Annotated in this window: 10 protein-coding genes; 5 read left to right on the top strand and 5 right to left on the bottom strand. The window is 61.4% G+C overall.

The features are described 5' to 3' along the window. Positions 1-10 precede the first annotated feature (10 nt). Both E7T06_RS04915 and E7T06_RS04910 read right to left on the bottom strand, forming a co-directional pair. Complete coding sequence (locus tag E7T06_RS04915; protein ID WP_136364720.1) at positions 11-814, bottom strand: GNAT family N-acetyltransferase; 804 nt, start codon at positions 812-814, stop codon at positions 11-13. 212 nt (positions 815-1,026) lie between these two features. Next, on the bottom strand, positions 1,027-1,245 hold the full coding sequence (locus E7T06_RS04910) for a hypothetical protein (protein ID WP_136364719.1): 219 nt from the start codon (positions 1,243-1,245) through the stop codon (positions 1,027-1,029). Between the two features lie 154 nt (positions 1,246-1,399). On the opposite strand from E7T06_RS04910, the gene E7T06_RS04905 reads away from it, so the two are divergent. Next, positions 1,400-2,125 carry an IS6 family transposase gene (locus E7T06_RS04905; RefSeq protein ID WP_136364718.1) on the top strand — a complete coding sequence of 242 codons (726 nt, stop codon included), beginning with the start codon at positions 1,400-1,402 and terminating at the stop codon, positions 2,123-2,125. 90 nt (positions 2,126-2,215) lie between these two features. On the opposite strand, the gene E7T06_RS04900 is transcribed toward E7T06_RS04905, so the two are convergent. Continuing rightward, a complete protein-coding gene (locus E7T06_RS04900; protein WP_136364717.1) occupies positions 2,216-3,091 on the bottom strand; it encodes an SDR family NAD(P)-dependent oxidoreductase in 876 nt (291 codons plus the stop codon). A 999-nt stretch (positions 3,092-4,090) separates the two neighbouring features. Then, complete coding sequence (locus E7T06_RS04895) at positions 4,091-4,855, bottom strand: M90 family metallopeptidase (RefSeq protein ID WP_136364716.1); 765 nt, start codon at positions 4,853-4,855, stop codon at positions 4,091-4,093. A 317-nt stretch (positions 4,856-5,172) separates the two neighbouring features. Here E7T06_RS04895 and E7T06_RS04890 point away from each other — a divergent pair, with 317 nt between their 5' ends. From E7T06_RS04890 to E7T06_RS04875, 4 genes are all read left to right on the top strand, one after another. Then, positions 5,173-5,898, top strand: a complete 726-nt coding sequence (locus tag E7T06_RS04890) for a carboxypeptidase-like regulatory domain-containing protein (RefSeq protein ID WP_136364715.1) — start codon at positions 5,173-5,175, stop codon at positions 5,896-5,898. A gap of 278 nt (positions 5,899-6,176) precedes the next feature. Beyond that, positions 6,177-6,581 carry a transposase gene (locus E7T06_RS04885; RefSeq protein WP_136364714.1) on the top strand — a complete coding sequence of 135 codons (405 nt, stop codon included), beginning with the start codon at positions 6,177-6,179 and terminating at the stop codon, positions 6,579-6,581. Beyond that, positions 6,578-6,922 (top strand): transposase, encoded by a 345-nt coding sequence (locus E7T06_RS04880; RefSeq protein ID WP_346763186.1) that lies wholly within the window; start codon positions 6,578-6,580, stop codon positions 6,920-6,922. The genes E7T06_RS04885 and E7T06_RS04880 overlap by 4 nt, the downstream gene beginning before the upstream one ends. Positions 6,923-7,644: 722 nt before the next feature. Beyond that, on the top strand, positions 7,645-9,756 hold the full coding sequence (locus E7T06_RS04875) for a BTAD domain-containing putative transcriptional regulator (protein WP_136364712.1): 2,112 nt from the start codon (positions 7,645-7,647) through the stop codon (positions 9,754-9,756). Between the two features lie 458 nt (positions 9,757-10,214). Here E7T06_RS04875 and E7T06_RS04870 read toward each other — a convergent pair whose 3' ends face one another. Next, a complete protein-coding gene (locus E7T06_RS04870; RefSeq protein WP_136364711.1) occupies positions 10,215-11,054 on the bottom strand; it encodes a carboxypeptidase-like regulatory domain-containing protein in 840 nt (279 codons plus the stop codon). Positions 11,055-12,471: the final 1,417 nt, after the last annotated feature.

Below are 12,471 nucleotides of genomic sequence, written 5' to 3'. Positions count from 1 at the left end.
AGGCGCAGGTTCAACCTCCTGTGTGGAGCAGAAGCTGCTGGCGTTCCGCGTCCTCAAAGCCGACGGACGCGTAGACGCGCTTGGCGACGTAGTGCTCATCCGCCACGATGACCAACTGTTCGGCACCGAAATGCGCGCGAGCGTGTTCTCCGGCGAAAAACGTCAGGGATCCGCACAGCCCCTGCCTGCGGTACCCCGGGTCTGTGCCGACACTCTGGTACCGCAGCAGCCCCTCACCGTCCGAGAACACCCCCAGGTCCGCCACCAGCCGTCCGTCCAGAAAAGCTCCGTACCAGAACCCCAGCCCGGCCCGGCACATCTCCCGCAGGCCACGCAACTGCGTCTCCTTGAAGCGGCGGTAGCGTTGCTCGTCGTGCCCCTCCTCTCGACTGGCGACCTGATTCTCCAGCGCCTGCGCCCATTCCTCGTCGGTATCTGTGAGGGAACGGTACTCGGCACGCGTGTTGAGGTGCGGCGGAGCATGCAGGGTGGGGGCGGCCATGACGACGTTCTCTTCCAGGTGGTAGCCCGCCTTCAGGAATTCCTCCAGGTCGGCGTTTCCCCTGGCTGGAACGTCCCAGCCGAACAGGCGGTGCGGCGTGGTGGGCGGCTGGCCGATATACCGGGCGAACAGCTCCTCCCAGTGGGGCAGGTCTCCAGGCTGCGGCGGATCGCGGAAGATCAGCAGGTTGCCGAAGTAATGGGCTGGACTGTGGGGGTTGGTGACCACGACAGCTTCACCGAGGTCCGTCACCCGGCCCCGAAAGCGGGCGAAGATCAGGTCAGTGCGGTAACCGAGAGAGGCCAGGTGCATGAGGGTCTTCCTTTGCAGACGAGAAAACGGCGCGCCTGCCCGCTCATTTGAGAACATCGGGGTTCATCATCCTGATGAACCTGGCTGGCCTGTGCTCCGTCACACTGCTGGACTGGGACGGGAAAATTCTTGCCGCTCTGGTGCAATATGGGCGGTCAACCCTCCATCCGTCATCCCAGGGGCGAACCGTTGAGATGGAGCCCATCTGGCGGTCACATGCGATCACGGCGGGTAAATTCGCCGTACAGATGGTCAATGCAGTCGTCAATGCTGGCAAAGTACTGCCGCTCGCCCAACGTTCCCTCACGCAGGGACGCTCGCCAGGCCGAGCCGCCTGGCAGGACGCCGGGCTCATTCCACACGCGCAGGACGTACACCCGCCCCGGAGACGGTGGATGGGGAATGGGGGGCAATTCGGGTTCTTGAGACATGGTGGCTCCTTGTCAGGGCAGCGTATGCGGCCCGGGATGATGGGCCGATGACGCCTTCCCGTGCTGCGATCCTTGTGAGCGGGATTAAGTTCGTACAAGGTCTTGCAACACTGCTAAAAGGGTTCTGGCAGGTTAATCGGTATGGTGGTCTGCAGTGACTGACCACCAGCCTTCCCGCCACCGATTCCCCATCAGCATCATCCAGCAGGCCGTCTGGCTCTCCCACCACTGTCCACTGAGCTCCCGGGATGTTCAGGACCTGCTCCAGGAGCGTGGTGTTGAGGTCAGTCACGACACGCTTCGCGAGTGGAACATCACATTCTCGCCCTGGTTCGCCGACCATCTTCGTCACCGAGACCCCCGCCCCTGTTCCCGGTGGCACATGGACGAAGTCTGTACGACCGTTGGCGGTGTCCGCCACTGGTTGTGGCGGGCTGTGGACGAGCACGGGGTCGTGCTTGAGGTCCTGCGACAACGTCACCGTGATCCTGAAGCTGCGAGACCGTTTCTGATCCGCCTGCTCGGCGAATTCCACGTTCCAGAGACGATCTGTACGGACCAGCTGGCCCGCTACGGGGCGGCCATTCGAGAACGTCCAGCACTTCAGGCGGTCGACCATCAGCAGGTGATCAGGGCGGCCCGCTGCACCACCCTGACCCTGCACTCCCACCGTCCCACGCGACAACATGAGCGTGGTCAACTCGGGTTCAGGAAGATCAAGCGAACCCAGGCATTCCTGAAGCTCCACGCCCGGGTCACCACCCTTCAGCGCCACACCCGAACGACGGTTCCCGCCCAGATCAGAAGAAGCCACCCACACCAGGCAGTTCAGATGTGGCGTGAGGTCGGCGCAGGGGGCGCCTGCCACCCGCAGGATTAACCTGACAGAACCGGGAAAACAGGGGTGGGACACTGTCCTGAGGGCGGATGACGTGCTGTTGAAGGGTCAGAAGGGCTGTGTTGCCTTGACCTATCGCACGGCAGGCGGCCCCTCCCACTCCGCCCGGAGCGACTTGGGACGAGTGCCGTCTACATCCGTGAACCCGTAGTGTTCGCCAAGCTCAGCCGCCACCAGCACTTGGCCGGTCAGGGCGAAAACGGCCGGGTCGCTCGCCAACGCCGCCACTGCACGGCCAATAAACTGCGGCGACTCGGAATTCGAGAAATCGAAGGTGCCCGCTGGAGCGTGCAAGACCGCCTCCGTTCGCACGAGGCCTGGATACAGACTCAGGCTCGTCACTCCATGCGGGCGCAGGTGGTTCGCCAGGGCCAGGGCCATCCGGTCGGTGGCGCCCTTCGCCAGAAAGTACGGGATGTTCTCGGTGCCCTGGTGGCGCGTTGCTGCAAAAAAGGAGATGCTGATCACGAGGCCGCGCGATTTGATCAAGAGCGGCGCGGCCCGTTGACTCGTGACGTACTGAGCGCGCACCCCCGCCGCAAACATGTCGTCCCAAATCGAGGTCGGTTGTGCCCAGAACGGTGCACTCCACGCCGCGCCGCGCTCGTCCCACAGGTGGAGCCCCTCATAGCCGCCCCAGACATTGTTCACCAGGACATCGAGCCGGCCGTGTTCCGCCTGAATCCGGTCGATCACCGCCTGGGTGTGGGCATCGTCGGTGTGGTCACAGTACACCGGGATGCCGACCCCGCCCAGCCGGGTGACTTCTTGCGCGGTGTCTTCCAAGTTTCCCGCCAGAAAGGGCAGGTGCGCCGAGCGTCCCGACAGCGTGCGGCCGGTCACGTACACGGTCGCGCCCGCCTCACCGAGGCCGAGGGCCACGCCCCGGCCGATTCCCCGTGAGGCGCCGGTGACCAGCGTCACCTGGTGTTGAAGAGGGAGGGTCATGCCTCAGGATAGTCGGCAGATCAGGAGAGGTCTTTTCCAGTCCGCTGCCACTAGCGCGGCTCAGGGGGGCACTCGACAACGTCAGTCGGTGGAGGCAACCGTTGCCGCGGTCGACGCCGGGAGGAACCGTGCTGCGTCAGGCCCGGCAGGGTGAAGTGGAACGTGCTGACCTGGCCAGGCGGACTGCTGACCCATAGCCGTCCAAGCCGCACGATTCAGGGGGCTGGCCAGACAACTTCTGACGCCAGTTCAGGCCACACACCCCAGCAGAGCACTGCAACGCGGCACTGCTGACTGGGGGGGAACCAGCATCTGACGGGAGCAACAAGCCTCACGGTTTTGGTACGGCGCCTCCGCAACACTAGGGCGTGACGCACCTTGACGACTGGAATGCGAGGTGGCCCAGGCAACTGAACCAGTCTCAGCTGAAGCTGTGGCATACCCTCCAGGCGCTGGGGGCCGAGGCCGGGTGGGAAGAGTCTGCACCGTCCGGCGCACCCGCTCAGGGGCAGCCCTGCAGCGCTTCAGACAGGCCACCCCTCATGTTCGTGGTGAGGTATCACGGACACATCTTGACCGAGGGGGCTGAGGGAGTGCAGTCCCCCCTGGGCGTGGTTCGTGCGGCGTTGCTCCGGGCCGCCATGGTGCTTCAACAGCAGGGCGTTGAGGTTGTCTCCGTGAAGAGAGAGCGCTGATCCGTCTCAGGCAGGTCACTGTGTGTGCTTGATCCCTTGGTCAACGCTGTCTGCGCGTCTGACTTGCGCCAGACGCTACAGCTCAGGGGTACTCCACCCCTGGGGAGGGGAGAGGCCTCCAGCGAGGCGGAACTTCACTTGATGGCTTGTGACGCCCTGAACTGGGGGCGGCAGTGAATCAAGTGAGGAGTCGAGGCTCCGCAGGTCTTGAGCCTGGGCACGCCTGCCCCCCATCCTGACCCTCATCTGGGAACAAGGGTTCCGAACAGGATCACGTCTCATCAGCAGGGCCGCAAGACTCTGTTCAGGCCGCCTCAGCGCTGTGGACTGGAAAGACACCGTAATAGTCTTCCAACAGGTGGAGCAGCTCCGGGTCAAAGGCACGCAGGACGTGCGGAGCCTCGAAGTACAGTTCGGTGATCACCGCAAAAAATTCCGCCGGGTTCTGCGCGGCGTAGGGATCGATCGGCACTTCCCCCCGGTTCAGATGCAGGCGCAGGCGAGTCAACGACCGATCCACGACCCCTTCCCACCGGGCATAGGCGGCCGCATTCCGCAGCACCGGTACACCGTCCACGGCCCCGCTCCCACTGTCGAGCTGGTGAGCAAATTCATGCAGAACGACATTCCGCCCAGTCCACTCAGCCCAGGCACTCGCCTCTACGGCGTTCCAGGCCAGCACGACACTGCCTCGGTGCCATGACTCGCCGATGCGGACCGTCGGCATCTGCTCGATGACTCCACCCGGCAGCATCCGCGTCACGGTCGAGACGAATGCCTCCGGATATAGGAAGATTGTTTCGCAGTGCGGAAAGTGGCTGGGCTCGTGGTGCAGTTCCAAACGGCATGCTTGGGCCGCGACGATGACGCGCATGGTATCGGTGACTGTTAAGCCGCCGCATCCGATGAAGGTCTTTTCGCGGAGAAAGATCTGCATCCGGCCCTGCAAGCGGCGTTGCAGTTCTGGGGTGAGGCGGGCATACCAGGCGACTTGCCCTTGAAGCACGTCCAGCCAAGTCAGCGGGAAGGGCTTCTTGCGAAGAGCCTGACGACGGAGAAAGTTGAACATGCGACCTCCACAGACAGGCCTCTGTATTCTCTAGCCTAATCTATAAACTGCTTTAAAAAACATAGCATGTAATGAGCAGAAGCCGGTGGACTCCGTGGGATGTGCTGCGAGCAGTCCACCAGAGACTGTCAGTACTCCGTTCCAAAGCACGTTCGCGGTGGGGCAGCGCTGCTACGAGCGATCTCACATAGATCAGAATGGACTTGCCGGCACACCCTGTCTCGCTGGGGACGAGGTGCGGCTGACCATGATTGAATCACGCGGCCTTTTGTATGGTTCGTTCCGTGCACCAGGTAAGGTGCCAGAAGGAGCTTAAGATGAGCCAACGATTCCTTGTCCTGACCCTGGCCGCGTTGCTGACCGTCCCCGCGGCTCAGGCTGCTGCTCCCACACCCCGCACCATGAGTGGCGTCGTCCTGAATTCCGCCGGGCAACCCTTGGTGGGCGCGCAGGTCTTTGCAGGCAGCACGCTCTTTTTCAACTCGAATTCTCTTGCTGTCAGTGGCCAGGACGGACGCTACCGTGCCAAAGTTCCGCCCGGCTCGTGGTACGGCGGCGCGCAGATGACCCGCAGCTTTCAGGGCGAGACCTACACCTTTGACTTGATCCCGAACACCGTCGACCCTTTCGCTGGGAGCACCGGAGCCATCCGCAACTTTCAGTGGAAACTGACTGGCCCCAAACCTGGTGGCGGGTTCGCGGGCGCCACCGTGACCGTCTACACCGATTTCTTCGACCCGCAAATGCTGGATATTGTCCCGGACATCGAACTGATCCTTACTCCAGCGGGTCCCCTCATTGATGGCAGTCAGGGAAAGACCATCCGAGCAAAGATCCGGAACACCCATGAGGGGATGGAAGGGCTGCAAGACATTCCACTGGGCATTTACACCGTGACGGCTCGCCACGTCCCGGCAGGAGGCGCACCGCAACCCCTCAAGATTCGCCTGCGAAATAAGGGGGAATTTGGCCCAAGCGTGACCTCCCGGTTCCGCCGGAATGGGTCCGCGCAGTTGATGGAGGTAGAGGTCTCGCGCAGATGACGACACAAACGGGATAGAGGCCTGCACTGGTACAGCAGCTTACAGACCGACGTCTTCGCCACGCACAGGTACGCTGATGAGAACCCACTCGGGGGTTGTCTTGCCTTCACTCTCCCAACGCGCTGGTCTGAAGCCATGTACTTTTATCTAGTGCAAGCGGCTGTGAGATCAGACATTTCGGCACAGAAGGTAAAAACTACCCTGCAACCGATACGGAATGAGAGCCTGTCTGGAAAGCGTGCTGGTTGGGGAATGGTCTGTAGGATACTCTTTTTTCAATGACGCGGCGACCCACCTATCCCAGCGACACCAGCGATGAAGAGTGGGCCAAGAATGGCCCACTGATCCCTGCCCCCCGACTTGGCGGGCGTCCTGCTCACCTCGCTCGCCGTGACATCGTTGATGCCATCTTTTACATCAAATGCGGCGGGGTGTCCTGGCGCATATTGCCTGCTGATTTCCCGCACTGGAAAACGGTCTACGACTATTTCCAACAATGGAACAAGAGCGGATTATGGGCGCGCGTCAATGACGCGCTCCGCGTCCGGACGCGGGAAGCATTGGGACGAAATGCGGTTCCAACAGCGGGGATCGTCGATTCGAGGAGCGTGAAGACCTCGCAAAAAGGGGGGTTCGAGGCTATGACGGCGGCAAAAAAGTCAACGGACGAAAGCATCATCTGATTGTCGATACCCAAGGCTTGTTGCTGGGGGTCAAGGTCTTGCCCGCGAACATCACCGATCGGGAGGGGAGTCAGCAACTCCTGAAGGAGTTGCGCCAGAACCAGCCCCAGATGAAGCTCCATCTCTTCGCCGATGGTGGATATAAGGGCAAGTGGGAGGGTTGGGTCAAAACGACCCTTGGCTACACCGTGGAGATCGTGCAGCGCTCCGATGCCAATACCCGGGGGTATTGGCTCCCAGAGGGACAAGAACTGACGGAGGAGCAGATCAACACCTTTCGTGGTCACCGGGGCTTTATGGTCATCAAGAAGCGCTGGATCGTGGAGCGCAGCTTCGCCTGATTGTCCTTTGACCGTCGACTCAACCGTGAAGATGACCTGCTGCCCCAGACCACCGAAGCCTTTATCTTCTTGGCTTTCATTCGCTGTATGATTCGCAGACTTACTGCTTTTGCCCAGCCAACCGCAGTTTCCCCTTGATCCCCGCCTTTCCAGACAGGCTCTGACTCAGTAAAGGCAACACAACCTCCGTGAGGACTGAAGATCGCCACAGCGGGAGCTCACTCCAGGTTCGGAGCTCCTCTTCAGGGGTCCCCAGTTCTTGGGAGATCCACTCCTGAAGATCAGGAGAACCATGTCGGAACAGGGCATCCAGATGTGGCACTTGCCCGCTCGTATGCCCGTAGAGTGCTTGCCCGTCAACCCCGTGCAGAACTGCTTCAGCGTCATAGAGGGCATGACCAAGACTGCTGGAGCCCAATCCCGCCTCAGGGTGAGCGCAGGAACTTCAGCAGGGCGGCCCAGTATTGTCCCGCGGTGCCCAAAATGTTGCGGTCGTCGCGCAGACTGCTGGCGGTAAGTATCTTGAGGAACCGCCCTGCCGCCCACGTCAGGGACGCGAAGAACCCCTCGCATCTCATCAACGCGGTTGGCCTGCTGAGCCTGCTCTGCTTGCCATACGAGTCGCTCGCATTCCTTGATTTGGTGGGCCGCGTCCTGTGGAGGGGACTGTCCAACGTAGCGGAATTTGGACTTCTGAGATTTGTTACACTTCCAGTCAACCTATGTCGCTTTCCGCCTGGCATTTCCGCATGCTTGGGGAAGCGGTCTTGCAACTGCTGGGGGCGGCGCCCGTGCCCCTTGAGCGCAAAGCCGCCTCTCTACTGGCTTACCTCGCCCTGGAGGGGCCGACGCGCCGGGCTCAGCTCACGGCGCTGCTCTGGCCTGAGACGCGTGAAGCAGCGGCACGCAATAATCTCGTCCACCTCTTGCGCAAGCTGCGCATCTCTACCGGGGCCGAACTCGTGCAGGGCGCCGAAACCCTCTCGCTGGCTGCGGGGCTTGGCGTCGATGCCCTTGAAGCTAGGGACGCCTTCGTGCGTGGTGAGCACGCAGCGTTTTTACGCCTGGGGGGTGAGCTCCTGCGCGGGCTGCTGTACGACGACCTACCAGATCTGAGCGACTGGGTTCAGGCAGAGCGGGAACGCTGGCGTGAGTGGCAGGGTGTGGCACTGCGCCAGGAAGTGCTGCGCTGCGAGGAGCAGGGAGAATACGACCTCGCTCTGACACTCGCCTTGGCGCTCCTTGATCTTGATCCATTGTCCGAGGATGCCTACTGCCGCCTGATGCGCCTGCACTACCTGCGTGGGGACCGCTCAGCCGCCCTGAGGGCTTACCAGAAGTGCCAGGACATACTGGGACATGAGCTCGGCTTGGAGCCGCTGCCTGAGACGAAGAAGCTCGCGCGCCAGATCGAGGGCGGACGCTTACCGAGTCCCAGGCCCACACACCCACCGACGACGCTGCCACTGACGGTGCTGTGCCCGCCGGTTCTCATTGGGCGCGAGCGGGAATGGGCGCAGTTGGAAACAGCTTGGCAGGCTGGCCAAGTGGCGTATGTCTCGGGTGCGCCTGGTGTGGGCAAGACGCGCCTAGCACGCGACTTTGCGGCAAGCAAGGGTGAGTTCTTGCTCAATGAGGGCCGCCCCGGAGACTTCCGGCAACCCAAGTCCTCCTCGGCGCGTGCCTTTCAGAACGAGTCTCTGCTGTTGAGAAGTGCCGACGTTCCTGACTGGGTGAAAAGGGAAATGTCGCGCTATCTGCCCGAGTTCGTCGAGGAGGGCTTTGAAGCGCCCGCCATACAAAACGATACAGATCTGCTGCGCTTCCGGCAGGCCATGCGGGAGTTTTACCGCCTTTCCACGAGGTTTGTGGAGACGCACATTATTGACGATTGGCAGTATTTCGATCTTCCATCTCTGGAAGATGGTCTCTACATCTTTACGGGTGGGGGCCCCCCGGGAGAGGCTCACGCAGGCGCCCCCCTCATCTGCACTTTCCGCGAAGGTGAACTCTCTCCGGAGAGCGAAGCGGTGATGCGCGAGATGATCGAGGGCGGTCACGCAGTACTGGTTGAGGTGGAGCCACTCGGTGCGGGGCACGTCGAGCAGCTGCTTGACTCTCTGAGCGTGGACATCAGTGAGACCGTGCGGCGGGGTGCGTCGCACTACTCGGGAGGCAATCCGCTGTTCTTGCTCGAAACCATCAAGCACCTGCTCGAAACGCGTCAACTCACGGGAGGTTTTCCCGAACGCTTGCCCCCGCCGCAAAAAGTCCGAACCTTGATCACGCGCCGTCTGGAGCGGCTCTCACCGCCCGCCCTTCAGGCCGCGCGGTCTGCCGCAGTGCTGCAGAGCGATTTCGATCTTGAGCAGATCGCGGGTGTGCTGGGCGCACCTCTGCTGGATCTCGTGACCGCCTGGGAAGAGTTGGAAGCCGCACAGATCATGCAAGGCACCCGTTTCAGCCACGACCTCGTATACGAGGCAGTCGAAGGCGCCATTCCGTCCACAGTGCGGCAGTTGCTGCACCGCTCGGCGGCCCGGACGCTGGAGCGTTTCGGTGTGCCTGCGTCACGTATGGCGTATCACTGGGTGGCGGGAGGCAAGCCCGAGCTGGCAGCAGCCTGGCTGTTACGTGCCGCTCAAGAAGCCTTGGACAGTTTCCAATTGTCTGAAGCCGCGGCGTTGTACGGCCAGGCGGCGGAAACTTTCGACCAAGTTCAGGAGCCCGGTCGGGCCCGTGATGCAAGGAAGCAGCAGGGCGAGCTCCTGAGCCGCATCGAAATGCTTGCCCTGTCGGGAGATGCAGAAGCGATCCAACCTACGCAGCCATAGTCTTGGGTTTCAGATTCCGGCTGCCTCTGTGTTCAGGGAGGGTTGTGGCACATTCACAAGGAGTTGTGGTGAGGTGCTTAAAGTTAAGGCGGCCTGCTGTACCACCGATTGTGTTGGGTGAATAAAGTCTTGGCAGACCGAGAGCAGGGGTGGCTTGATCCTCAAGCCACCCCTGTAGCGACCTTAGATTACGTCTGGTACGCTTTCTTCTGGTCGCCGAGATACTCCGGTGTGATGGTGGAGGTCAAGGTTCGGGCCTGCTGCTTCGTTGATCCACCACTCACGGTGCGCGTCATGACTGACCCCGATCCACGCACGTGGAGTACCTCCTGCACCTCCCGATCGTTCAAGTTTCGGATCGGTTGTAGCGGCTCTGCCTAGCCCAAACGTGTCCAGGCAACACAACTGACTGAAGTTCGGATGGTAGTTCTCCTTGAGGCGGGCTCAAGCGCACGGGTTCAGGGGCGGGCAACATAGAGGAAGGCGCGGCTGACGTTGCTGGTACTGCCGCCACACCCGCCCGAGGCCGAGAAGTCCAGTGTCGTTTGTGAGGCCGGCGGCCCCTGGTACTCCCCCAGCACCAGCGGCGTGCGCGTCCCGTCCCGGTGCACCTCGGTCGCCGTCACGTTGTAATGCCCAATGGGGATGTCGTACAGGAAGTTCTCCCCGACCTTGGCTGACCTCACCAGCGTCTGCCCCACGCTGCCGTCGATCAGGGCCCCATCCGGCACGAGCGTGACCTCCACGGCCGAGTCGCTGGCCGCCAGCTGTTGATCGTTGCGCCACGTGTGGTGCATCAGCCGCACCTCCGCGCCAAAGTAGGTGTTGGCAATGGTAGCGTCAGGAATCTTGCCACTCAGTTGCAATTTGAAGTTGCGAACGACCGTACCGCTCGGATTAGGACTGAAGGCGTCGTACTCGTTGAGCTGATTGGCCGCCAAGCGTAGGCAAAAGGGCTGCCCTTGATACTCGGTTTGGACGTAGCCGTAGGTACGGTAGGGCACGTTGACCAAGGTGGGAGACTGATACTGGCCCTGGGCGTTGGTGTGAACGGTGACCAGCCCGGTAGTCACCGCAGGCCGCACCCAGATCAGAGCTCCCGCGATGGGTTTGCCCTGCGAATTCAGCACCTGTCCGCTGACGGTGTTAGGGGCCGAGCTGGGGCCACCTCCAGTGCCGTCCGTGTCTCCGGGGGGCGTGGTGGGCGGAGTCATACTGCCACTGCTATTGCTGCAAGACACTAAGGATAGAGCGAGCAGAGTGGTAATGCTGAAGCTGCGCTTGGCAGGCTTGGTCATGGCGTGCTCCTTGGGTGTTATATGAGTGGGTGGAGGTGCCGGTCAGCCTCACAGTCGTGGACGCTGACCGTCATCGTGGTGCTGGCTGGTTCGTCTTTCTGAGATGGTCACGCTGGACGAGGTGGCCCCGCCACGACCCGCGCCCGGGTGGCCATGCCTTGGGTATGGGTGCATCCGACCAGCAGGCTTGTGCTTAGATGGACCCTCACCACCATCGTTCCGTATTGTCCTTGCATCGTCTGTTCCTCCTCGTGTCCTCAGCCACTCCGCCTGTCCAGAAGGCCGAAGTGCCATCACGTTAGGTGCAGGCACGTGATTGGCGAATGGTCGGCGCGGACCCGTTCAAACGACACCGCATCATGTTGTAATCATCCCCAACGCCAGACACAGAACTTTCTGCAGAACGACCATCAGGAGCCGCTTGAACCCGGTCCTGCGGCAGGGGCTACAGAGTTTTATGGAGAGCTGTGCCGCCGCGCCCGGGCACTGGGGGACGACCCCACTTTCTAGGCTCAGGCTCTGCCATGCCGACCAAGTGTGGAGCCCAGCACCGCCCAGCGCTCGACGCCGTGCCCGCCTTGGAACTCCTACCCTTGCCCGTGCTTGTCCAAGAACTTGGGGTCGTGGCTAGGTCGGGCGCGCCCCTGGGTCTGCGCCCCAGTCAAGCACGTGTGGTTGGCATGGTCGCGTGCCGCACCCGGTTGGCCCTCGCCGTGGGAGCAGTGCCAATACTTCGCGCTACTCAGCGGCAAGAACCAGCTTGACTTTGGAAAGCATGTCTTCAATCGGATTGAAGTCGAGGTGATGTTGCCTTCACTTCAATGCTGGTGAGTGAAGAAAGCGGAGCTGCACTGGCACGTCCTTTCTAAACCATTATTGCTGGTGTTCTGGATGGGGATCTTTTCTGAGACAGCGTCATACGCTTAGGCAGCCTTCTATGGCCTCGCAAGCCAGTAGCGTAAGTCCTGTTGAAACTCTGGGGGCGGCGGGGCCACGCTGCAGTCGATTATTTAACCGCACCAGTGCTGTATGTTGCTGCGCGGCAGACTCAGCTGAGGGGCCTACTGGAGCGGTGGGCCGACATCTTCATCGGTCTGATTCTTCTCACCGTCATCACGACGTAGACGCCTTTTGGCCTAGTTTGCCTCGTGACCTTCCGCTGCTACGGGCGGTTGGAACTCGCCAGTGTCACTGTGGTGCCGTGGTGGGCAGGTTTTGTCTCTGATCGGCGTGCGCAGCGCTTCTTCCTAATTTTCGTCTTCTACACCTTTCTGGTATGGTGCGCCACCGACTGAAAGAGCGGGTGCTGAACGCTCTCAAAATTGTTGAGGCCCACAAACTACTTTTGCGGGTTGTGTTGTCTTAGAGCATTTGTCAGAATAGAAGCTGAGGGTGGGTGTGCTTGAACCAGTGGTGG

This window comes from Deinococcus sp. Arct2-2, assembly GCF_004801315.1.
Taxonomy (GTDB): Bacteria; Deinococcota; Deinococci; order Deinococcales; family Deinococcaceae; genus Deinococcus.
This window is presented reverse-complemented; position numbering and strand designations above follow the sequence as displayed.